Annotated in this window: 20 protein-coding genes; 9 read left to right on the forward strand and 11 right to left on the reverse strand. The window is 70.5% G+C overall.

What is annotated here, in order from left to right; translation table 11 throughout:
* Positions 1-2 precede the first annotated feature (2 nt).
* Both KHC27_RS09235 and KHC27_RS09240 read right to left on the reverse strand, forming a co-directional pair.
* Positions 3-686, reverse strand: a complete 684-nt coding sequence (locus KHC27_RS09235; protein WP_213338216.1) for an amino acid ABC transporter permease — start codon at positions 684-686, stop codon at positions 3-5.
* Entirely contained in the window at positions 683-1,834 is a 1,152-nt protein-coding gene (locus tag KHC27_RS09240; protein WP_213338230.1) for a mannitol dehydrogenase family protein, read from the reverse strand. Before KHC27_RS09240 ends, KHC27_RS09235 begins: the two co-directional genes overlap by 4 nt.
* Before the next feature lie 258 nt (positions 1,835-2,092).
* On the opposite strand from KHC27_RS09240, the gene KHC27_RS09245 reads away from it, so the two are divergent.
* The 3 genes from KHC27_RS09245 to KHC27_RS09255 all read left to right on the forward strand — a co-directional run bounded on the left by KHC27_RS09245 (position 2,093) and on the right by KHC27_RS09255 (position 4,606).
* Positions 2,093-3,037 carry a GntR family transcriptional regulator gene (locus KHC27_RS09245; RefSeq protein WP_213338232.1) on the forward strand — a complete coding sequence of 315 codons (945 nt, stop codon included), beginning with the start codon at positions 2,093-2,095 and terminating at the stop codon, positions 3,035-3,037.
* A complete protein-coding gene (locus tag KHC27_RS09250) occupies positions 3,034-3,966 on the forward strand; it encodes a sugar kinase (RefSeq protein ID WP_213338235.1) in 933 nt (310 codons plus the stop codon). Before KHC27_RS09245 ends, KHC27_RS09250 begins: the two co-directional genes overlap by 4 nt.
* A gap of 91 nt (positions 3,967-4,057) precedes the next feature.
* Positions 4,058-4,606 carry a cysteine hydrolase family protein gene (locus tag KHC27_RS09255; RefSeq protein ID WP_213338237.1) on the forward strand — a complete coding sequence of 183 codons (549 nt, stop codon included), beginning with the start codon at positions 4,058-4,060 and terminating at the stop codon, positions 4,604-4,606.
* 51 nt (positions 4,607-4,657) lie between these two features.
* Here KHC27_RS09255 and KHC27_RS09260 read toward each other — a convergent pair whose 3' ends face one another.
* A complete protein-coding gene (locus KHC27_RS09260) occupies positions 4,658-5,797 on the reverse strand; it encodes a TDT family transporter (RefSeq protein ID WP_213338239.1) in 1,140 nt (379 codons plus the stop codon).
* Positions 5,798-5,919: 122 nt separating this feature from the next.
* On the opposite strand from KHC27_RS09260, the gene KHC27_RS09265 reads away from it, so the two are divergent.
* Both KHC27_RS09265 and KHC27_RS09270 read left to right on the forward strand, forming a co-directional pair.
* A complete protein-coding gene (locus tag KHC27_RS09265) occupies positions 5,920-6,801 on the forward strand; it encodes a LysR family transcriptional regulator (protein WP_213338241.1) in 882 nt (293 codons plus the stop codon).
* Between the two features lie 171 nt (positions 6,802-6,972).
* Positions 6,973-7,365: a hypothetical protein gene (locus KHC27_RS09270; protein ID WP_213338243.1), complete on the forward strand. Its 393-nt coding sequence runs from the start codon at positions 6,973-6,975 to the stop codon at positions 7,363-7,365.
* Between the two features lie 144 nt (positions 7,366-7,509).
* Here KHC27_RS09270 and KHC27_RS09275 read toward each other — a convergent pair whose 3' ends face one another.
* The gene (locus tag KHC27_RS09275) at positions 7,510-8,436 is read right to left on the reverse strand and encodes an SMP-30/gluconolactonase/LRE family protein (protein WP_213338245.1); all 927 of its coding nucleotides are present in this window, start codon (positions 8,434-8,436) and stop codon (positions 7,510-7,512) included.
* Positions 8,437-8,622: 186 nt separating this feature from the next.
* Between KHC27_RS09275 and KHC27_RS09280 the strand changes: the two genes are divergently transcribed.
* Genes KHC27_RS09280 through apnL form a run of 4 tightly spaced genes read left to right on the forward strand, consistent with a single transcriptional unit; the run spans position 8,623 to position 15,244 of the window.
* Positions 8,623-9,663 carry an ABC transporter substrate-binding protein gene (locus KHC27_RS09280; RefSeq protein ID WP_213338246.1) on the forward strand — a complete coding sequence of 347 codons (1,041 nt, stop codon included), beginning with the start codon at positions 8,623-8,625 and terminating at the stop codon, positions 9,661-9,663.
* Between the two features lie 19 nt (positions 9,664-9,682).
* Positions 9,683-12,232: an ATP-binding cassette domain-containing protein gene (locus KHC27_RS09285; RefSeq protein WP_213338254.1), complete on the forward strand. Its 2,550-nt coding sequence runs from the start codon at positions 9,683-9,685 to the stop codon at positions 12,230-12,232.
* On the forward strand, positions 12,229-13,239 hold the full coding sequence (locus KHC27_RS09290) for an ABC transporter permease (RefSeq protein ID WP_213338256.1): 1,011 nt from the start codon (positions 12,229-12,231) through the stop codon (positions 13,237-13,239). The genes KHC27_RS09285 and KHC27_RS09290 overlap by 4 nt, the downstream gene beginning before the upstream one ends.
* A 4-nt stretch (positions 13,240-13,243) precedes the next feature.
* Positions 13,244-15,244 (forward strand): D-apionate lactonase, encoded by a 2,001-nt coding sequence (gene apnL / locus KHC27_RS09295; RefSeq protein ID WP_246519788.1) that lies wholly within the window; start codon positions 13,244-13,246, stop codon positions 15,242-15,244.
* A 5-nt stretch (positions 15,245-15,249) separates the two neighbouring features.
* Here the strand turns inward: apnL and KHC27_RS09300 are convergent, their stop codons facing one another.
* The 7 genes from KHC27_RS09300 to KHC27_RS09330 form a co-directional block, all read right to left on the reverse strand.
* Positions 15,250-15,960, reverse strand: a complete 711-nt coding sequence (locus KHC27_RS09300) for a transcriptional regulator NanR (RefSeq protein WP_213338263.1) — start codon at positions 15,958-15,960, stop codon at positions 15,250-15,252.
* Between the two features lie 79 nt (positions 15,961-16,039).
* Entirely contained in the window at positions 16,040-17,320 is a 1,281-nt protein-coding gene (locus tag KHC27_RS09305) for a TRAP transporter large permease (protein ID WP_213338264.1), read from the reverse strand.
* Positions 17,317-17,904: a TRAP transporter small permease gene (locus KHC27_RS09310; RefSeq protein ID WP_213338265.1), complete on the reverse strand. Its 588-nt coding sequence runs from the start codon at positions 17,902-17,904 to the stop codon at positions 17,317-17,319. Before KHC27_RS09310 ends, KHC27_RS09305 begins: the two co-directional genes overlap by 4 nt.
* Positions 17,905-18,006: 102 nt before the next feature.
* Positions 18,007-19,020, reverse strand: a complete 1,014-nt coding sequence (locus KHC27_RS09315; protein WP_246519789.1) for a TRAP transporter substrate-binding protein — start codon at positions 19,018-19,020, stop codon at positions 18,007-18,009.
* Positions 19,021-19,111: 91 nt separating this feature from the next.
* A complete protein-coding gene (locus tag KHC27_RS09320; protein WP_213338266.1) occupies positions 19,112-19,963 on the reverse strand; it encodes a phosphogluconate dehydrogenase C-terminal domain-containing protein in 852 nt (283 codons plus the stop codon).
* A gap of 20 nt (positions 19,964-19,983) precedes the next feature.
* A complete protein-coding gene (locus KHC27_RS09325) occupies positions 19,984-21,387 on the reverse strand; it encodes a four-carbon acid sugar kinase family protein (RefSeq protein ID WP_213338267.1) in 1,404 nt (467 codons plus the stop codon).
* Positions 21,384-22,646, reverse strand: a complete 1,263-nt coding sequence (locus KHC27_RS09330) for a ribulose-bisphosphate carboxylase large subunit family protein (protein ID WP_213338270.1) — start codon at positions 22,644-22,646, stop codon at positions 21,384-21,386. Before KHC27_RS09330 ends, KHC27_RS09325 begins: the two co-directional genes overlap by 4 nt.
* Positions 22,647-22,829: the final 183 nt, after the last annotated feature.

The raw sequence follows: 22,829 nt of genomic DNA on the forward strand, positions 1-22,829 counted from the left end.
CCTCACAGCGCCGTGCCGAGCTTGCGCCGGCGGACGAAGACGGCGAGCCCGAACAGGCCGAGCGCGATGCGCACCACGAAGGACAGCGCGAGATAGATGACGCCGACCACGATATAGGTCTCGAAGCTGCGGAAGGTGTCGGACTGGATGCGGTTGGCCACCGCCGTCAGCTCCTCCGCCGAAATCTGCGAGGTGATGGAGGAGGCCAGCATCAGCAGCACATACTGGCTGGTCAGCGCGGGGTAGACCCGCTCGACCGCCGGGCGCAGCACGACGTGCCAGTAGATCTGCGGCCGCGACAGGCCGAGGCAGTCCGCCGCCTCGAGCTGCGACTTGTGCACGCTCTCCAGCCCGGCCCGCACGATCTCGCTGGTATAGGCGCCGACATTCACCACCAGCGCGATCACCGCCGCCATGTTGGCGGACACCCGGATGCCCAGCGTCGCGATGCCGAAATAGACGATGAAGACCTGCACCAGCAGCGGGGTGTTGCGGATCACCTCGACATAGCAGGCGACGAGGAACTTCACCCAGCGCGGCCCGTCGGCCCGGCCGATGGCGCAGAGCGTGCCGAGGATGAAGCCGAGCACGGTGGACAGCGCGGAGAGCTGCAGCGTCAGCAGCGCGCCCCAGGCGAATTCGCGCCAGTAGGGCAGCAGGGCGGAGAAGTCGAACTCATAGGTCATGACGCCACCTCGGCCGAGGGCTGCCGCGCCGCCGGCCGGGCCGCCAGCGCGCCGAGCACCGGCGTCGCGGGCGCGCCGGGCTGGCCGGCGATCCAGTCGAGGAAGGCGCCGATGCGCCGTTCCACCTTCACCGCGTGGTTCTGCGCGATGTCGGCGACGCGGTGGTTCAGGAAGGGGTTGGCGAAGCGCTCCAGCGTCACCGCCGCGTAGGCGCGCGCCGCGGCCTCCATGCCGCGGGCGGCGAAGCCGGGGATCACCTCGCCCTCCAGCACCGCGCGGAGCCGGCCGCCGGCCGTGGGGTCGGCGAGGAGGGCGCGCACCGTCTCCTGCGCCGGCCGGCCCTCGCGCAGCCAGAGGTCGGCGAGGAAGCTGTGGCCGAGATTGAGGATGTGCAGCTTCAGCCGCTCGAACGGCTCCAGCGAGTCCGCCACGATGAGGCAGGGATGGGCGAAGGGAATGGCAAGGCCGGGCTGCCGCTCGATCGCCCACAGCGCGTAGGGCTCGGCGACGGCGCCGACCGGCTCGATCGGCTCGGAGACGATGCGGTCGACCAGCGTGTTGGCGAAGGGCACCTCGGCCTCCAGCCAGCCGAGGAAGCCGGCCTCGGCGCCCGCCTCCCGCGCCAGCTCCACCACGGCGGCCTTCAGCACCTCGCCATTGCGGTTCAGCAGCTCGCAGGGCAGCACGGCGAGGCCCGGCCCGCCGGCGCGCCAGCGGCGGTGCAGCAGCGCGGTCAGCTTGCCGGGGAAGGACACCGGCACCCCGCCCGCCAGCAGCGCCGGGCCGCGGTCGGCGGGGTCGAGGACGTAGCCGGCGTCGCCCATGTTGGAGACGACGAAGCCGGCATCGGCGGCGAACAGCGCCGCCAGCCGCTCCCAGTCCGCTGCGGCGGACAGCCCGCCATCCACCGCGCGCACCGTGACCTCGCGCTCCACCGGGGCGCCGTCTTCCATGCCGCGGATGATGACGGGATAGCCTTCCGGCCGGCCGAAGGCGGCGGTGCGGCCGGCGCGGGCGGCCGAGCCGGAGGCCTGCACGATGGTGATGGGACCGATCGCCTGCCCCGCCTCGCGCGCCTCTTGGACGAAGAGGTCCACATGGGCCTGGAGGAAGCGGCTGGTGCCGAACTGGATGATGCGGCGGCTCACGCGCGGCAAGCCCCGGCGGGGACGCGGCGCGCGAAACGCCGGCCGGTCGCGGTGACGGAGGGCTGCGCATGGCACGGCATGGTGCGGACGCGGGGGCGCCACATGGTCGTTTCCTCACCCTGAGCTGTTTTTCTTCGTTGTCTTCTTATACATAAAAATCCACGCTGGACGCGGCGTGTCAATCTGTTTTTAATGTAAAAAAAACAGCGCCGACATCGGCGCGGAACGGGGAAGGAACATGCGGGGGGCACACCGGCGATGAAGGGCAACACCGTCTTCAAGCGCAGCTACAACCGCGCGCTGGACCTCCTCGCCGGGCGGGAGGCGGGCGCGGCGCTGCCTTCGGAGAGCGATCTGGCGCAGGCGCTCGACGTCAGTCGCACCACGGTGCGCGCGGTGCTGGCGGCGCTCGGCGAGGCGGGCATCGTGGCCCGCGCCGAGGAGGATGGCGGCCCGGCGCGGCGGCGCCTCGGCCGGCGCCCGGGCCCGGGCGACTATTTCCCCGACACCCAGACCCTCTCCGCCGGGGCGGCAGTGGAGCGGCGCTTCATGGAGTGGATCCTGCAGGGCGATTTCCGCGCCGGCCAGCTGCTCAACGCGGCGGAGCTGGCGCGCCAGTTCGGCACCTCCACCACCACCATCCGCGAGCATCTCGCCCAGTTCCAGCATTTCGGCCTGCTGGAGCGGCGGCCGAACAGCGCCTGGCTGTTCAAGGGACTGACGCCGGAATTCGCCAACGAGATCTACGACGTGCGCGAGATGTTCGAACTGCGCGCCACCCGCAGCTTCGTCGAGCTGCCCGAGGAGTCCGAGCCGTGGTGCGAGCTGCTCGCCATCGAGGCCGAGCACCACGCCCTTCTCGCCAATATCGACACCGAATATCCGAGCTTCCCGCAGCTCGACGAGCGGCTGCACCGCGTCATCCACGAGACAACGGACAACCGCTTCATCATCGATTTCTACGACATCATCTCCACCATCTTCCACTACACCTACCAGTGGAACAAGGTGGACGAGAAGCAGCGCAACACCACGGCGCTGATGGAGCATCTCGACTACATCGAGGCGCTGCGCAGCCGCGACCAGCGGGCCATCGACACGCGCTGCCGCAAGCATCTGCGCACCGCGCGGGCCACGCTGCTGCGCTCCATCGCCGATGGTCCCTTCAGCCTCGACACCCTGCCGCCCGGAGCCGCCTCATGAGCAAGGTCTTCGCCAGCATCGGCGAATGCATGGTCGAACTCGCCGCCACCGCCGAGGGGCTGTACCGCCGCGGCTTCGCCGGCGACACGCTGAACACCGCCTGGGGGGTGCGCGGCCTCACCGACCCCGCCGAGGTCGCGGTGCGCTACGTCACCCGGGTGGGCGACGACGCCCCGTCGGAGGAGATGCTCGGCTTCATCGCCGGCGCCGGCATCGACACCGGCCATGTCGGCCGTGTGCCGGGCCGGACGGTCGGGCTCTACATGATCACGCTGAACGGCTACGAGCGCAGCTTCACCTATTGGCGCGACAGCTCGGCGGCGCGGCTGCTGGCGGCCGATGCCGGGGCGCTGGCGGCGGCGCTCGCGGATGCGGACTGCGTCTATCTCTCCGGCATCACCCTCGCCATCCTCGCCCCCGAGCACCGCCGCACGCTGCTCGACGTGCTGGGGCAGGTGCGGGCTCGTGGCGCCATGGTCGCCTTCGACGCCAATGTGCGGCTGCGGCTGTGGCCGGACCTCGACGCGCTGCGCGCCGGGCTGGAGGCCGGCTACCGCGCCGCCACCCTCGCCCTGCCGACCTATCCCGACGAGCGCGAGCTGTTCGGCGACGCCTCGCCCGAGGCGGCGGCGCGGCGTATAGCCGGCTATGGGGTGCCGGAGGTGGTGGTGAAGGACGGTGCCGATCCCTGCACCCTGCTGGCGCAGGGGAAGCTCTCGGTGCTGCCGGCGGAGCGGGTGGAGAACCCGCTGGACACCACCGGCGCCGGCGACGCCTTCAACGCCGGCTACCTCGCCGCCCGCCTCGCCGGGCAGGCGCCGGAGGCGGCGGTGCGGCTGGCGCACCGGGTCGCGGCGCGGGTCATCTGCAGCCGCGGCGCGCTGGTGGAGATGGCGGCGCTGCGCCCGCTCGCCCCGCTGCCGGCCTGAGCCGGCGGCCGCCGGGCTAGCGGTCTCCGCCCTCGGGTGGATGGACAGGGTGGGCCGGCTCGGGAATGGTGCGGGCATAGGGAGACTCACCATGTCCGCCACCGCACTGATCGTCATCGACCTGCAGAACGACTATTTCCCGTCCGGCCATTTCCCGCTGGTGGGCATTGAGGCCGCCACCGCCAATGCGGCGCTGGTGCTGGCCACCGCGCGGGCGCGCGGCGACCTCGTGGTTCATGTCCGCCATGAGGCGCTGGAACCGGACGCCACCTTCTTCGTCCCCGGCACCGAGGGCGCCGCCATCAACGCCGCGGTGGCGCCGCGGCCGGGCGAGGCGGTGGTGGTGAAGAACAACATCAACGCCTTCCTCGGCACCGACCTCAAGGCGACGCTGGACGCGGCCGGGGTCGGCAAGGTGGTCATCGTCGGCGCCATGAGCCACATGTGCGTTGACGCGGCGGCCCGGGCGGCGGCGGATTTCGGCTATGAGATCACGGTCGTCCACGACGCCGTCGCCACCCGCGACCTCGAATTCGGCGGCACCACCGTGCCGGCGGCGCAGGTGCAGGCCGCCTTCATCGCCGCGCTCGCCTTCGGCTATGGCGCGGTGGTCTCCGCCGGGGACTACATCGCCGGCTAGGCATGGCGCCGCCGGCCCCCGATGGCGGGCCGGCGGGGTCGCGCAGGCCGCTCAGGCCATGCGCAGGCACGGGAACACGAAGAGGTGCCCGTGCCAGGCGCCGCGCAGCGTGCGGCTCGCCACCACGATCCACAACCCGGCGAGGGTCGCCACCAGCACGGCGCCGGAGACCTCGAACAGGGCGAGCCCGGTGGCGCGGGCCAGCGACAGGGTGGCGAGGCTGTAGACCCCCAGCGGGAAGGTGAAGCCCCACCAGCCGAGATTGAACGGCAGGCCGTGGCGCAGGTAATGCGCCGTCTTCAGCCCCGCCAGCGCCAGCCACCAGGCGCCATAGCCCCACAGCATCAGCCCGCCGACGAGGCCGAGCCCCTTCGCCACCGTGCCGGCCTCGGGAAGGCCGTGGGCCGCGAGCAGGGCGGGGGCATCGCCGCCGAGCACCATCAGCCCCAGCGCGCCGGTGCCGATCGGCCCGAGCGCCAGCCAGGCCGAGACGCCCATCTCCGCCGGCGGCAGCTTGTGCAGCGCCAGCCGCAGCACCAGCAGCACCAGCAGGCTCATCGCCAGCGGCACCGAAGCCGCCCACAGCACATAGCCCAGCACCAGCACCACGAGGCCCTCCGCCGCCGGCAGGTGCGGCACAAGCTGGCCGGCGCTCACCGCCGCGACCTCGCACGCCACCACGGGCAGCAGCCAGACCGCGGTCAGCGTCTCCATGGCGTGGCTCTGCCGGGTGAACATGAGGAAGGGCACGCCGATGCCGCAGGCCACCGCCAGCGCCACGTCGATCCACCACAGCCCGTGGGCCACGGCGAAGGCGGTGTCGCCCATCAGCGCGGGGCCGAAGGCGATGAAGCCGTTCACCAGCGTGGCGAGGCCCATGGGGATGGTGCCGAGGAACATCGACATCACGGGATGGCCGAAGATGCGCCGCGCCTCGTGGAAAAAGAAGGTCCAGCGCGCGGCGTAGAGCAGGCTGAACAGCGCGAACAGGCCGATATCGGCCAGCCACAGCCCCATGGCGAGCCCATGCAGCCCGGGCACGGGATAGGGAAACTGGTTCAGTGCCAGTGCCAGCACGCCGGTGCCCATGGTCACCGCGAACCAGTTCGGGGTGAACTGGCGCACCGTTTCCACCATCCGGCCCGGCACATGGTCGGGCGCGGCGTTCAGGCTGTGCGACATCAGGGACATGGCGGCCTCCTTCGGCTGGGTGGCGCGACGACGCCGCGACCACGGGAGAAAGCTAGGTCCCGCCAACTGATATATCCAATAGATGTTACGGCATGATATGATCTTGAAAACAGATTGATTCCATGACCCTCGACCAGCTCCGCATCTTCGTCGCCGTGGCGGAACGCCAGCACGTCACCCGTGCGGCGCGGGCGCTGAACCTCGCCCAGTCCGCCGCGAGCCACGCCATCGCCGCGCTGGAGGCGCGCCACGACACAAGGCTGTTCGAGCGGGTGGGCCGGCGCATCGAGCTGACCGAGGCCGGCGAGGCCTTCCTCGTCGAGGCGCGGGCGGTGCTGGCGCGGGCGGCGCAGGCCGAGCAGGTTCTGGCGGAGTTCGGCGGGCTGGAGCGGGGCACGCTCGCCGTCCACGCCAGCCAGACCATTGCCGGCTACTGGCTGCCGCCCCGGCTGGCGGCGTTCCACCGCGCCCATCCCGGCATCGCGGTGCGCCTCGCCATCGGCAACACCGCGCAGGCCGCGGCGGCGGTGGAGGCCGGCACGGCCGAGCTCGGCTTCGTCGAGGGCGCGGTGGAAAGCCGCGATCTCGAAAGCCGGCCCGTCGCCCGCGACCGGCTGGTGCTGCTGGTGGCGCCGGGGCACCCCTGGGCCGGCCGCCGCGACCTCGCCCCGGCGGAGCTGATGGCGGGCGAATGGGTGCTGCGCGAGGCGGGCTCGGGCACCCGTTCGGCGTTCGAGGCGGCGCTGGCGGCGCGGGGGCTCGATCCCGCCGCGCTGCGGGTGGCGATGGAACTGCCCTCCAACGAGGCGGTGCGGGCGGCGGTGGAGGCCGGGCTCGGCGCCAGCGTGCTGTCGGCCTCCGTCACCGCGCCCTCACTGGAAGCCGGCCTGCTGGAGGCGGTGCCCTTCGCCCTGCCGGACCGCACCTTCCACCTGCTGCGCCACCGCGAGCGCCACGGCAGCCGGGCGGCGGCGGCCTTCGTGGCGTGGGTCGGGTCGAGGTGAGCGGGCGGCCCTCGCCGGCCGGCCGGGCATCGTCGGCCCGCCGCCGGCGGCGTGGCGAGAGGGTCCCGCCGCGCCGTGGCATATCCATTGTGCCGGAGTGCTTCCTCACATACCGTTCTTTCGGCCGCCGGCATTCGCCGGCCGGCTGGGGACGCAAAACAGGTGGGCGAGATGACAGGCAGGACGAAACGGGCGGTTTCACTGCGGGCGGTGCTGGCTGTGGCCGTGCTGGCCGGTGGCCTCGCGGGAGCGGCGGTGGCCGCGCCGGTCTACGCGACCAAGGAGGCCTTCACCGCGGCCGTCAGTGGCAAGTCGCTTTCCAGCACCACCAAGAAGAACAAGCCGATTGTCGTTCACTACCTGCCGGGCGGGAGCGGCGACCTGACGATCGGGGGCGACAAGCCGCAGTCGCTGACCTGGACCTTCAAGGGCGATGTCCTGTGCACGACGGTAAAGGCGTGGTCGTTCACCGAATGCAACAAGGTGGTGCTCACCAGCCCCACCGCCGCCGACTTCATCGACGCCAAGTCCGGCCAGCTCAACAATACCTACACGATCCACTGATCCGAGGGCGGCCGGTCCGGCCGGACAAGGGCCGGGACGGTCACGCCGAGGCGGCGGCAGGGGGCACGCCGCCCGGCCGCCCGCTTCGGCGGCGGCCGCGCCACCATGCCCGGCCGCCGTGCCGTCTCTTGCCGGTTCCGCCCCTCAGGGCCGCTGCGCGCCGCGCGTGTTCAGGAACACGCTGTAGAGCGAGCTGTGGCCGCAGATGAACAGGCGGTTGCGCATGGCGCCGCCGAACGCGACATTGCCGACCCGCTCCGGCACCCGGACCTTGCCCAGCAGATCGCCCGAGGGGGTGTAGCAGTGCACCCCGTCGCCGGCGCTGGTCCAGATATTGCCGTCCTCGTCGACCCGGAAGCCGTCCGGCGCATGGGGCGCGACCTCGGTCACCACCTCCCCGCCGGAGAGCCGGTTGTCGCCGTCCACCGCGAAGGCGCGGATGTGGCGCGGCCCCTCCTCGGTGCCGATCCAGCCGGAATCGGCGACATAGAGCACGCGCTCGTCCGGGGAGAAGGCGAGGCCGTTGGGGTGGTCGAAATCGTCGGCCGCCACGCTGAGCGCGCCGTCCCGCGGGTCGAAGCGGAAGAGGAAGCAGCCCTCCTGCTCGCGCGGCGCCTTGCCGCCCTCATAGTCGGCGGCGATGCCGTAATCGGGGTCGGTGAACCACACCGTGCCGTCGGACTTCACCACCACGTCGTTGGGCGAGTTCAGCCGGCGGCCACGGTAGCGGTCGGCCAGCACGGTGAGCCGGCCGTCCGGTTCGGTGCGCGTCACCCGGCGGGTGCGGTGCTCGCAGGTGACCAGCCGGCCCTCGCGGTCGCGGGTGTTGCCGTTGGCGAAGTTGGAATCGGGGCGGAACACGCCCACCCCGCCGGTCTCCTCGCACCAGCGCAGGAGGCGGTTGTTGGGGATGTCGCTCCACAGCAGGCAGCGCAGATCGGCGAACCAGACCGGGCCTTCCGCCCAGCGCATGCCGCCGTGCAGCCGCTCCAGCCCGGCGATGGGCAGGATATAGGCGCGGAAGCGGCGGTCGAGGACCTCGAACGGGTCGGTTGTGCAACTCTCTGACATCGTATGGTTTTCCCGGTCGGCGCGGGGCATCGTCGGCCCCCGTGCGGCGCCATGCTGCACGATGCGGCGACGGGGTGGCTTGTGCAACTGGTATAATGAGATAATGTTTATCACCGAGCGGCGGCGAGAGGCCGGCCGCCGCAGTTACGAGAGCCCGCAGAAGCGGGCCATTTGGGAGGATATTTGATGGACGTGAAGTCGCTTGCGCTCGCCTGCGCCACCGCCGCCCTGCTCACCGCCGCCGGCGCGCTGCCGGCCGCCGCGACCCCGGACAAGCCGGTGATCGCGCTGGCCAACGCCTATTTCGGCAATAGCTGGCGCCACCAGATGGTCGACGCCTTCAAGGAGGCGGCCGAGAAGGCCAAGGCCGAAGGCAAGATCGCCGACTACATCATCCTGAACGGCGACGGCACCGTCGCCCAGCAGAACAGCCAGCTCGCCGAGCTGATCCTCAAGAAGGTCGACGCCATCGCCGTCGACGCCGCCTCCGAGACCGCCGTGAACGGCGTGATCGAGAAGGCCTGCAAGGCCGGCATCAAGGTCATCTCCTTCGACAGCGTCGCCTCCGCGCCCTGCAACTGGCAGCTCAATTTCGACTTCAAGGGCTACAAGCGCGACCAGGCCGAGTGGGTGCTGAACAAGATCGGCGGCAAGGGCAACATCATCGTGGTGCGCGGCGTGAAGGGCTCGGCCCCCGACGCCGACATGTACGGCGCCCAGGAAGCGGTGCTGAAGAAGTACCCGGACGTGAAGGTGGTCGCCACCGTCTACGGCCAGGCCACCGCCTCGGTCGCCCAGTCCGCCGTCGCCAACGCCCTGCCGAGCCTGCCCCATGTCGACGCCGTGCTCGCCCAGGGCGGCTCCGACGACACCGGCATCGCCCAGGCCTTCGACCAGTATGGCGGCGACTATGCCAAGAAGATGCCGGTGATCGAGGGCGGCGGCTCCTCCAACTTCATCCAGTGGTGGTCGAAGCAGAAGGAAGCCAACGGCTATTCCACCATCTCGATGAACACCACCCCCGGCATCGGCGGCGCCGCGTTCTGGCTGGCCTATGAGATCGTCAAGGGCGCCAACCCGCCCAAGATGATGATCATGCCCGTCGCCACCGTGGCCGACGCGAACCTGAAGGACTTTGCCAGCCTGCCCGCCGGTGTCATCGTGAGCCCGTCCTATTCGCAGGAATGGGTCCAGAAGAACCTGGTCGCGGCCAAGGCCGGCAATTGACGGCGCGCGGACGGAAGCGATGATGGCGGCGTTGCGTGCCGCGCAGGAGGCAGCGGCGACGACCGCCGCTGCCTCGGCGCCCATGGTCCGGCGGGCGGAAGCCCCGGACGCGGTTTCACCCCCGGCGGGCGGCCCCGACCGGCCCCCGGTCGCGCGGCTCGACGGCATCTGCAAGGCGTTCGGCCCGACCCGGGCCAATGACGGCGTCGACCTCGTGGTCGAGGCCGGCGAGGTGCTGGGTCTCGTCGGCGGCAATGGCGCGGGCAAGTCGACCCTGATGCGCATCCTGTGCGGCGTCACCCGGGCCGATGCCGGCCGCATCACGCTGAGCGGCTTCGACATCGACCTCGCGCTGTACGACACCGCGCTGGCGCAGGCCGGCGGCATCCGCATCGTCCATCAGGAACTCTCGCTCTGCGACAACCTCTCGGTCGCGGAGAACTTCTTTCTGGAGGCGCCCGAGGCCGCCCGCGCCCGCCCCGGCTGGCGGCGGGCCTACCGGGTCCGCGCCCGGGCGGCGCTGGACGAGGTGTTTCCCGGCCACGGCATCGGGGTGGACACCGCGGTCGGCCATCTCCAGATCGGCCAGCGCCAGATGGTGGAGATCGCCCGCGCCGTCGCCGCGCCGCGGGTGCGGCTCATCATCCTCGACGAGCCCACCTCCTCGCTGGGGCAGGAGCGCAGCCAGCAGTTGCGCGCCTTCATCAAGGCCCGTGCCGCGCGGGGGCTTTCCTTCATCTTCATCAGCCACAAGCTGCAGGAGGTGGTCGACATCGCCCACCGGGTGCTGGTGCTGCGCAATGGCCGCCCGGCCTGGTCGGGCCCCGCCGCGGAGGCGAGCGTCGCCGCGCTGGTGAACGCCATGGGCGGCCCCACCGAGGGCGCCATGCGCCGCCGCCGCGCCGGCCGGCCCGCGCTGCCCGCCGATGCGCCGGAGCGGGTGCGGCTGTCCGGGCCGATCACCGCCCCGCTCGGCCGCGACGTGGTGCTGCGCGCCGGCGAGGTCGTCGGCCTCGCCGGGCTGGAAGGCTCCGGCCAGCGTGATCTTCTGCACCGGCTGTTCGGCCGGCCGGGGGCCGGCGTGTCCCGCGCCGGGGCGGCGAGCTTCGTGTCGGGCGACCGCCAGAACGAGGGCGTGTTCCCGCTCTGGAGCGTGCTCGGCAACATCGCGCTCGGCCGGCTGCAGAACCGCGCGCCCCTCGGCCTCGTCTCCGAGCGGGAGGAGCGGGTCGCCGCCCGCGGCGCCGCCGAGCGGCTGAAGCTCGACCCCGCCCGGTTCGATTCTCCCATTCTCGACCTCTCCGGCGGCAACCAGCAGAAGGCGCTGGTCGCCCGCGCGCTGGTCGGCGACGCCGGCACCGTTCTGTTCGACGATCCCACCCGCGGGGTGGATGTCGCGGCGAAGGAGGATTTCTACGCCCTTGTCGGCCAGATCGTGCGCGGCAAGGCCGGCCGGCCCGGCCGCGTCGTGGTCTGGCACTCCACCGAGGACATCGAGTTCCTGGAATGCGACCGGGTGCTGGTCTTCTCCGGCGGGCGCATCGTGCGGGAGCTGGCGGGGCCCGAGATCACCGAGCAGGCCATCGTCGACGCCTCCTTCGCCGGTGCCGGGGCGGTGGAACGCGACGGCACCGCCGGCCAGCGCGGGCTCGGCGACCTGCTGGTGGACCTCGCGCCCTTCGCCAGCCTCGCCGCCGTCTTCGCGCTGATGGCGAGCGTCAACCCGATGACGGTGTCGCTGTTCGGGCTGGAGCTGCTGCTGGGCCCGGCCATCGCGCTGGTTCTGGTGGCGCTGGCGCAGATGTTCGTGGTCGGCGGCAGCGAGATCGACCTCGGCGTCGGCGCCTTCGCCGGCCTCGTCAATGTGGTGAGCGCCACGCTGCTGGTGGAGACGCCGTGGCTCGGCATCCTCGCCCTTCTCGCCGGCGTGGCGGCTTACGGGTTGATCGGGGCGACCATCCAGCTCCGCCGCATCCCGGCCATCGTGGTCACGCTCGGCGCCTCCTTCATCTGGGTCGGGCTCGGCTACACCCTGCAGCCCACCCCGGGCGGGGCGAGCCCGGAATGGCTCACCGCCGCCTTCGGCTGGAGCCTGTTCGGCGTGCCGGCGACGCTGCTGCTCATCGCGGTGGCCGGGCTCGTCGCGCTGGCGGTGGATCGCTCGCCGCTCGGCGTGGTGCTGCGCGGCTTCGGCAACAACGCGGCGGCGATGACGCTGGGCGGTTGGTCGCCGCTGCGCTACGCCGTCATCCGCTATCTCGTCGCCAGCCTGTTCGCGGTGGCGGCCGGGCTGGCGCTCACCGCCATCAACACCGCCAGCGACATCAATGCCGGCGGCCCCTTCACCCTCATCAGCGTCGCCGCGGTGGTGATGGGCGGCTGCGCGCTGATCGGGGGCATGGTGTCGCCGCTCGGCGTGGTGGCGGGCGCGCTCACCCTGGCGCTGGTCGGGGCGCTGCTGGGCGCGCTCGATGTCAGCACCGACTACAATGCCGCCGTGCAGGGTTGCCTGCTGCTTGCCATGCTGGTGCTGCGGGCACTGGCGGACCGCCGGGGAGCCCACCGATGAGCGCACACAACCCCGTCACCCTGCGCGACTGGCTGGAGCGCAACCGCTGGGTCTGGTCGGCCCTCGGCGTGCTGACGCTCTGGGCCGTGCTGTCCGTCACCACCGGGCGCTTCAGCCTGCATTCGCTCTCCGGCGTCGCCGTCTCGGCGAGCTTCCTCACCGTGGTCGCGCTCGGCCAGATGCTGGTGGTGACGACGGGGCGCGGCAATATCGACCTCTCCATCGCCAGCGTGCTGACGCTGAGCGCCTATGCCAGCATCATCGTCACCGCCGGGCAGGATGCGCGGCTGCCGCTGGCGCTGGCCGCCGTGCTGGGCATCGCGGCGGCGACCGGCGCGGTGAACGCGCTGCTGGTGGTGGTGTTCCGCATCCCCGCCATCATCGCGACGCTGGCGACCGGCTATGTCCTCGCCACCGGCACGGTGATCGCCAACCGCTTCGCCGCCGGCTTCACCGTGAGCCCGCTGCTGAAGCTGGTGGCGGCGGGCCGGGTCGGCGGCTTCCCGGTCATCCTGCTCGTCGCGCTGGTGGCGGTGGCGGCGATGGGGCTGCTGCTCCAGCGCAGCGTCTATGGCCGCCAGCTCTCCGCGGTGGGGCAGAACGAGCGGGCCGCCGCGCTGGCGGGCATCCGCACCGGGCGGATCGTCGCCTCCGCCTTCCTCGCCTCGTCCTGCTGCGCGGCGCTCACCGGCATGCTGCTCGGGGCCTATGTCGGCGGCGCCTTCCTCGAAATGGGCATTCCCTACCTGCTGCAGTCGCTGGGCGCGGTGGTGCTGGGCGGCTCGCTCATCTTCGGCGGCGCCTCCACCGCGCTCGGCACGCTGTTCGGCGCGCTGCTGCTGGTGCTCATCGTCACCACCATGCAGATCGCCGGCCTTCCCGCGGGCACGCAGGACATCGTGCAGGGCTTCGTCGTCATCGCCGTGCTGGCGCTGGCGGGCGGGCGCGCGGTGCGCCGGCGCAAGGCATCGCCGCCGCCCGCCGCCCCGGCCGTGGCGGGGAGCTGAGGCGATGCCGGAGCTCGGAAGCTCGGCCGCCGGTGCCGTTCGGGCGGTGCCGTCGCCGGCGGAGGAGGCCGCCCGCCGCCTTCGGCTCTACGGCACGGATGTGCCGGTGCCGCCGACCCGCCACCTCGCCGCCGGCGCGCTGACGGCGGAACTGGTGGAGGGCAACCTGCGCAACATCCGCCTGGCCGGGCGGGAGGTGCTGCGCGCCATCTCCTTCGTGGTGCGCGACAAGGACTGGGGCACCTACGCCCCCGTCATCGAGCACCTGACGATCGACGAGCGCCGCGACGGCTTCAGCGTGCGCTACCGCGCCCTTTGCGAGGGCTCTGGCCGGGAGCGGCTGACCTATGCCGCCCGGATCGAGGCCGAGGCCGACGGCCGCCTCTCCTTCGAGGCGGAGGCGGTGCCGGAGACCGATTTCCTCACCAATCGCTGCGGCTTCACCGTGCTGCACCCCATCGTCGACCTCGCCGGCCGCCCGGTGGAGGTGGAGCATGTCGATGGCGGGATCGAGCCTGCCTGCCTGCCGGACCTGATCGACCCGCTGCAGCCCTTCCGCGACATCCGCGCCATCACCCATGAGGTGGCGCCCGGCCTTTCCGCCACCTGCCGGTTCGAGGGCGACACCTTCGAGATGGAGGACCAGCGCAACTGGTCCGACGCCTCCTACAAGACCTATGTGCGTCCGCTGGCGCTGCCCTGGCCCTATGTGCTGCCGGCGGGCTTGCCGGTGCGGCAGGCGGTGCGGCTGGGCTTCGCCGGGGCGATGCCCCCGGCTTCCGCCGCGAGCCTCTCCCCGGCGCCCGCGCCGCCCGCCGGTGCGGACCCGGTGCGGATCGAGCCCGGCGCCGCCGCCGGCCGGCTTCCCGCCTTCGGCCTGGTGGTGACGCCGGAGGAGACGGCGGCGACGCTGGCGGCGGCCGGGGCGCTGCGCTGGATCGGGCCGCAGGAGCTGCTGCTCCACTTCGACCCCACCGCCGGCCACGGCGTCGAGGCATTGCGCGGTTTCGCCCGGCTCGCCGCGGTGCATGAGGGCGCCTGCGTGCTGGAATGCGTGGTGCCCGGCGTCCGCGACCCCGCCGACGAACTGCGGGAGATCGCCGGCGCGGTGGCCGAGGCCGGGCTGCGGCTCGACGCCATCGCCGTCAGCCCCTCGGTCGACCGCCAGTCCACCCCGCCGGGCAGCGTCTGGCCGGCCTGCCCGCCGCTGGAAGAGGTCTACGCCGCCGCCCGCGCCGCCTTCCCCGGCCTGCGGCTGGGCGGGGGCATGTTCAGCTATTTCACCGAGCTGAACCGCAAGCGCCCGCCGGCGCATCTGCTCGACTACGTCACCCACTGCACCTGCCCCATCGTCCACGACGCCGACGACCGCAGCGTCATGCAGTCGCTGGAGGCGCTGCCCTTCATCCTGCGCTCGACCCGGGCGATGATCGGGGCCGGCAAGCCCTACCGGATCGGCCCCTCCACCATCGGCATGCGGCAGAACCCCTATGGCGGGCGCACCCTGCCCAATCCGGCGCGGGGCCGGGTGGCGATGACCCGCGACGATCCCCGGCAGCAGGGCCTCTTCGCCGCCGCCTGGATGGTGGGCTACGCCATCCGGCTGGCGGAGGCGGGGGTGGAGTGCTTCACGGCGGGTGCTCTCACCGGCCCGTTCGGCCTCATCGTCCACCCCACCGCACCGACCAGCCACGGCTTTTCGCCCTTCCCGGCGGCCCATGCCGCGCGGTTTCTGGCGGATCTGGCGGGGGCGCCTGCGCGGCTCTGCCGCAGCTCCGCGCCCGACCGCGTCCTCGCCCTCGCCGCCGCGACGGCAGAGGGCGACGAGGTGCTGCTGCTGGTCAATCTCACCGCCGGGGAACAGGTGGTGGAGCTGCCCTTCGGCGCCCGGGCGCAGGTGCTGGACGCGGGTGCGGCTGCCGGCCCGGCCGGGCTGCCGACCCTCGGCGTCGGCGGAAAAAACCTTGTTTTGCAAGCCTTTGCTGTAGCCCGCGTCGAGGGCTGAGGACCTCAGCCGGCGTGGGTGTAGAGCGCGCTGGAGCGGTCGAGGTGCTTCACCATCACCGCCTCGGCCTGTTCCGGCTCGTGCCGGGCGATGTGCTCCAGTATCTGTTCGTGCTCGACCAGAGTGAGGTTCTCGCGCCCGGTCCAGGTCAGCATCTCGGTGTGATACTGCCGCAGCCAGCCCAGCATCGCCTCGCTGACCGCCTCGAAGATCGGGTTGCCCGAGATCGCCGCGATCTGGGTATGAAAGCGCATATCGGCGGCGATGAAGAGATTAGGCTGCTCGACATGCTTACGTTGCTGGTCGAGCGTCGCCCGAAGCCGCGCGACATCTTCCGCGCTCGCCCGCAATGCTGCTTCGCGCGCCATGCCGCGCTCGAAAAAACGTCGGGCCTGCTTGAGGTGCTCAAGACTATCCGGTGAAGCCGACAGCAGAATATTCGCGGTGAGGTCCATCTGCTGGAAGATCGACTTCGCCGTGAGCTGCTGCACCCGGGCGCGCTCGCCATGGGTGATCGTGATCAGCCCGATATTGGCAAGTGCCTGCATCGCCTCGCGAATTGCTGGGCGGCCGACGCCGAACCGGTCCATCAGGTCGCGCTCGGAAGGCATGGCGTCGCCCGGCCCGAGCTCGCCCGAGGTGATCATCGTCTTGAGGCGGTCGAACACCTCGTGGGACAGCTTCCGGCGAATGATGGTGTCCGACGCATTGGCCATGCCCGCGCTCCTGCCCTGCGGCGTCCCTGAGGTACATTCATTATACCACGCAATGGCGGCAATGCATCCATGCCGTGCCCTAATGCCCCATCAGGCGCAGGGGCCACAGAACGAGCTGGGGAAACAGCACCATCAGCAGCAGCGCAGCAAATTGTACCATCATGAACGGCGTCACCGCCTTCATGAGGTCCTCCATGCTGATCCTCGCCACCCCCGAGACCACGTTCAGTACGGTGCCGACCGGCGGGGTGATGAGCCCTATCGAGTTGTTCACGATGAAAAGCACCCCGAAATAGACCGGATCGATGCCCGCCGCCTTGATGATCGGCATCAACACCGGCGTCAGAACCAGAATCGTCGGGGTCATGTCCATCGCGGTGCCGACGATGATCACCACCGCCATGATGGCGAGCATCAGCAGGGTCGGGCTGTCCATCAGCGGCTGCAGCATGGCGACGAGATCGCCGGCGATGTCGGAGACGGTGATGAGCCAGGACGACACCAGCGCCGCGGCCACCAGGAACATGACCACCGCCGTGGTGCGCGCCGCCGTGACGAAGACGTCGAACAGCTCCGTCACCTTCAGCTCGCGATAGACGCAGGTGGCGACGAACAGCGAGTAGACCGCCGCGACGACGGCAGATTCGGTGGGTGTGAAGACGCCGAATTTCAGCCCGACGATGATGATGACCGGCAGCATCAGCGCCCAGGCACCGTCCACCAGCGCACGCAGGAACTCGCCGCGGCTGCGGCGCGGCGGTGGCACGACGTCTTCCTTGCGCACCTCCCACCACCACGCGACCGCGAGCGCGAGGCCGATGAGCAGCCCCGGCACCAGCCCGGCGAGGAACAGCTTGGTGATCGATACCCCGCCAATGACGCCGAAGATGACGAAGCCGATGCTGGGCGGGATGATGGGCCCGATGACGCTCGAGGCGGCGATGAGCCCGGCCGAGCGGGCCTTGCCGTGGCCGGCCTTCACCATCATCGGCACCAGCAGCGCGGACAGCGCGGCGGCGTCGGCCACCGCCGAGCCCGACAACGCCGAAATGACGCAGGCGGCGAGAATGGCGACATAGCCGAGCCCGCCCTTCACATGGCCGACCGCGGCAAGAGCGACGGCGACGATGCGCTTCGACAGCCCGCCGGTGTTCATCAGCTCGCCCGCGAGCATGAAGAACGGGACGGCCATCAGCGGGAAGGAATCCGCGCCGTTGATGACGTTCTGCGCAATGATCTGGGGATCGAAGATGTCGAGCGAATGCATCAGCGCCACGCCCGACAGCAGGAGGGCGAAGGCGATAGGCATGCCGATCGCCATGGAGCCGAGCAGGGCGCCGGTGAAGACGAGAAGGGTCACAGCACGCCTCCGGCCTGAGAGGCAGGGGAGGGGCGGACCTGCGCGGCGAGATGGCGCCGCTGAACCTCGTCGACATCCTCCTCCTCGGACTCGCGCACCGCGACGAGCTCCGCCTCCTCCGCCCGGCCGGTGAGGACCCGGAACAGGCCGGCGGCCAGGATCGGGATGGTGGAGGCGCCGAAGACGAGTCCGACACCATAGAAAATGGCCACCGACAGGCCGGAGGCCGGCGCCACCACGTCCCAGTTGATGAGGGATTGCTGCCAGCTTCCGATCGTCAGCAGCACCGTGGCGTAGAGCATCAGCCCCTGGCTGACGACGAAGCAGAGCTTGCGGCCCTGCAGCGGCAGCCGGCGGACCAGAGAGTCGACGCCGAGATGACCGCGCTCGCGCAGCGCGACGATGGCGCCCAGGAAGGTGAGCCACACGAACATCCAGCGCGACACCTCCTCCGAGAGGGTGATGCCGGAATTGAAGCCGTAGCGCAGCACGACATTGCCGAACACCAGCACCACCATGCCGGCGAGCAGAAGGGCGATGAGGAGCTTGAGCAGGCCGAAATAGGCGTCCACCAGCCGGGTCATGGGCGTCTCCACCGGGGGAAGGGTGACCCGGATGCGCGGGGCGCACCGGGCATTCAGGCGCGACGTACCGGCCGCCCGCCGTCTGGCGGCCGGCATCCGCCGTCACGGCGCCGCGGCGATCGAGGCCTGCGCCTGCTTCACCAGGTCGGGACCGACGGTCTCGGTGTATTTGGCGACCACCGGCTGCATCCGCGCCTTGAGGTCGGCCAGCTCGGCGGGAGACAGCTCGTTGATCTGCATGCCACGGGCCTTCAGCTCGGCGACGATACGGGCGTCTTCGGCCCGGCTGACCTGCCGCTGATAGGCCTTCGCCTCATTGCAGGAATCCACGAAGATCTTCTGCTCGTCAGCGGACAGCTTGTCCCACAGCTTCTTGCTCATCATGACCGCCCACGGCGAATAGGCGTGCTTGGTCACGCTGACATATTTCTGAACCTCGTTCAGCTTGTTCACATAGATGATGCCGAACGGATTCTCCTGAGCGTCGATCGCGCCGGATTCGAGCGCGGTATAGACCTCCGGCCAGGGCATCGGCACGGCATTGGCGCCGAGCGTGCGGAAGGCGTCGATATAGACCGGGTTCTGCATCACCCGGATCTTGAGCCCCGACAGGTCGCCCGCTCCGACGATAGGGTGCTTGCTGTTGGTAACGTGGCGAAAGCCGTTCTCGAAGAAGCACAGGCCGACGAGGTTCTTCTCCTGCAGCTTGGCGAGAAGTTCCTGACCGACCGGCCCATCGACCAGCGCATCCGCCTGCTTTTCGTTGCTGAGCAGGAAAGGCAGGTCGAAAATCGCATATTCCTTCACCAGCCCGACCAGAGGGGCGGTGGAGGTGCCGACAAGGTCCTGCACGCCGCCCTGCGTGGCGGAGATGGTCTGGGTCTCCGAGCCGAGCTGGGTCGCCGGATAGACCTTCATCTTGATCTTGCCGTCGCTCTTCTCGCTGACGAGCGCGACGAATTTGTTGGCGCCTTGGCCGAGCGGGTGGGCCTCGAAGGTGCTGTAGCCGAACTTCAGCGTCCGCTCCTGCACGTCGGCCGCATGGCTGACGTTAGGGAAGGTGATGGACATGGCAAGAAGGGCGGCCGGCAGCCGCCCGCAGATGTGAAAGCGCATCGACGTTTCCTCTGTGTGGTGCGCGGGTCCCTTCGGGATCTTCGGCGCGGTTGGAAAAAGGATGGGGGAGCGCGCAAGGCTCCCCCGATCCTCAGGCGGCCTTCGGGGGGTTGCAGATCTCCTCGACCGAGCGCTGCACGGCCTTGGGATCGAAGATGCGCTCCAGCCAGCCTTCCCTGAAGATTTGCGGGCGCGCCTGGTCGATGGCGTAGAGCGCGCCGTCGGAGAACTTCCCTTCCGGGAAGATCTCGAAGGCGATCGCCAGCTCGATCGTGAGGTGGCCGAGCAGGAAGTCGGTCGCGGCCTGGCGGGGCACGCCGCGGCGCACCGCCTCATCGGTCGCTTCGCGCAGGGCGAGGCACAGCGTGGCACCGATCGTCTCCGACAGCGCCGGCTCCATGATCGCGATATGCTCGACGGTGACGCGGTGGGCGCGCATCACCGGCTTGTAGATGGTGCGGGCGATCTGCTCGCAGGCCGCGTAGTGCTCGTCCGGCCCCTGCATCAGCGCGCAGACGATGTGCTGCTTGGCGTGGACGCCGCCGAAGAAGTCCTTCTTCGCCTCTTCCGTCACCTCGTCGTTGAAGATTGGGGGGTGGCAGGGATGCGTCACGAAATAGGTCACGTCGTCGCGCTTCGGCAGTTCGCCGGCGTGAGGGGCGGCGGCGTCGAGCATGATGATGGCGGTGCCGGGCTTCACCTTCTCGATGAAGGTGTGGGCGATCTTGCCGATGAGCCGGTCGGGCACGGCCATGAGCACGGCATCGGCATCGGCGAGGGCATTGTCGCCGTCGACGCAGTCGAGCCCGGTCTTGTCCTTGAGCCGGGCGCGGCCCTCGGGGGTGGGCTCGACATGCATGACCTCATAGGGCGAGCCCTGAAGGTTGGTGGCGAGCCGCACGCCCATCTTGCCGCCGGCCCCCAGCAAAGCGATCTTCTTCATGTGAGGCACTCTCCCTTTGGTCAGTGGTTGGTGGCACCGCCCCTGGCGGCGCAGAAGAAATCGGGCGCGCCCATCTGGCCGCCCTTGAATGCGATCTCGAGCCCGTCATGGACGTCGTCGGCATAGGCACGGCAGAGCGGCGCGCCGGGCGCGATCGGCGCGATCGCGGTGACGGCGTAGATGCCGAGCGCCATGCCGGCATGGCCGGAGGTGTCGCCGCCTGAAATCACCGCGCGTGTGAGGCCGCCGCTGCGCACCACCTGGTCCAGCACGCGGCCGAGCCCGTCGCCGATGCGGGCATTCACGGTTCCGACGGAGGCGCCCGCCGCCGAGACGGCCTCGCCCAGCGCGGGAACGGCCGGGTCGTCCGGTCCGCTCGCGGTGAAGATGAGCGGATCGAGCCCTTCGCCCAATGCGTTGAGTGCCTGCGCCGCGCCGCGGCCGATCTCCGCCCGCCACGCCACCTCGTCGACGGCGCGGGTGGCGTCGAGCCGGATGCCGGCGAAGCCCCGCTCCAGCGCATGCCCGATCTGCCCGGCCGTGATCGGCGAGCAGGAGCCTGAGACGACGGCGATATGGCTGCGGGCGGGCGGCAGCATGGTTGCGGCGACCTCGCCGAGAAGCCCGGCCCGGCGCCAATGCGCGACCAGCGCATATTCGACGCCCTGGGAGCCGATGGCGAACAGCCGCTCGCCGCGGTGCTGCCAGACGAGCCGTCCGGCTTCCGCCAGCGTCTCCTCATCGAGAACGTCGAGGGCGATAATCCGCCCCCCGGCCGCCCGCTCGGCGGCGAGACGCGCCTCGGCAGAGCCGTCCTTCATCGCCACGAAATCGACGAGGCCGATCGGCAGGGCTGTCTGCCGGGCGAGATGCACCCGCACATCCGCCTCGTCCATCGGCGTTACCGGATGACGGGACATGACGGGGTGGCGGTCCAGCCGATAACCCGTACCGGCGATGCCGGCGAAAAGCGTACCGAAGGCCTGGTAGCGCGCGAGCGCGGGTGCCCCCACCACCAGCGGATGCCACGCCCCGCCGAGGATCGGCTCGGCAAGTTCGGCGGCGCGGCCGATCGAGCCGACCTGTGGGGCGGAATCGAAGGTGGAGCAGATCTTGTAGTGGGTCACCGGCGCGTTGAGGGACGCGAGCAGCGCGAAGACCGGCGGCAGATGCTCATCCATCCACGCCGGTGATTGGGAGCGGGCTACACCGGCAATGCCGACCGCCCGCATGTCGCCGAAGCGGGCGAGGCGTTCCGGCGTTGGCGTGCCGAGGAAGAGAACGGTTGGCACACCGGCGAAGCTGAGCACCTCCATCACCGCGGAGGAGCCGGTGTAGTCGTCACCATAAAAGGCGATCATCGGGCCCGGCGGCAAGCCCGGCAGGGTGGCGTCGCGGCTGGGGGGATCAAGCCGGGCGATCATGCCGCGTAGGTCTCCAGCGCGCGGGCGAGCGCCGCGTGGTCCTTGGCGTAATCCGTCAACGGGACATGGGCCATCGCCGCGTCCCAGGCCTCGCGCAGGCTGGCGACGCCGGCCGCCGGGCCGTCGGGATGGGCCATGATGCCGCCACCCGCTGCAAAGATGAGGTCTGCCGTGCCGAGCGCGGCATAGGTGCCCGGTGCCTGGCGCGCCGACTGCCCGGAGGAGAACACCGGCATGGCGATGCAGGGCTTTTCGTCGAACATCGGCGTGAGACACGCCCGCGCCGAGGCGATGACGCTGTCATCCGCTTCCGAGAACTTGTTGGAGAGCCCGTTGACGTGCATGTGGTCGGCGCCGGCGAGGCGCCAGATTTTCTGCCAGGCGACATAGGACCAGCCGAGCATCGGCGCGCGGGACAGATAGCCCCAGCCATTGCGGTGAGCGTGAATGGGCAGCGCGCTGAAGCGGCCAAGCTCGATCATCCCGACCAGCCCGACCGAGTTCAGGCTGGCCATCACGCAGGTGCCGCCCTGCTCCAGCACAAGGTCGTGGCGGCGGCGCATCTGGTCGATCTCGCCGGTCAGGTTGAAGGCGAACATCACCTTCTTGCCGGTGCGGTCGGCGTGGTCGTTGATGACCCGCATCACCGCGCGCACCCGCGCTTCGAACGGGCAGTGCGGTCCGTCGGACTGGAGTTCGTCGTCCTTGATGAAGTCGATGCCAGCCTCGCACAGCAGCCGCGTGAGGTCAGCGGTCTCTTCCGGTCCGAAGCCGACGCTCGGCTTGACGATGGTGCCGATCAGCGGCTGGCGCTCCACGCCCGAGAGGCGACGCGTGCCGGCAATGCCGAATTTCGGCCCGCCATAGGTCTGGCCGAAGATCGCCGGCAGGCGGATGTCGAGCAGGCGGAGACCGGAGAACTGCTTCAGCTCGAACAGATTGCCGGCGACGGTCGCCATCAGGTTGGGCAGCGAGGGACCGAGATTGTCGAGCGGCCAGGAGAGGGTGACGCGGGCCCGCCGGATGGCGGCGTCGCCCTTTGGCCGCCCGGCACCCGGCAGGGAGGGGGTGTCGACGGCCTCCAGCAGGTCGAGCGCCTCGATGCGCGCGGCCGAGCGCTCCTTCAGTTCCGGGGTTTCCCCGGGAATGGCGACGAAGGTGCCGCTGGACTGTTCGCCGGCCATGGCCTCGGCCGCAAGACGCGGGTCGTAGGCGGTCTCGATCAGGTAGTCGGCCTCGATCCGGCTGGCGTCGCCCATGCGCACTCCCCTGCATTCTCATGGAGTGTCCCGCGGCCGCAGCGGCAATGCGCCTGCGGCCCGAGTGCGGCCTCCATGGGTTTCCCGAAGCGGCGAACCTGATTGGTTCGCTCATCTATTGATATGGTCATTATACCAGTTAACGAGTGCTGACAAGCGACCGCATCCGGTAAGAGACGGGCG

Origin of the sequence: Ancylobacter lacus (genome assembly GCF_018390635.1) — a bacterium.
GTDB lineage: Bacteria > Pseudomonadota > Alphaproteobacteria > Rhizobiales > Xanthobacteraceae > Ancylobacter > Ancylobacter lacus.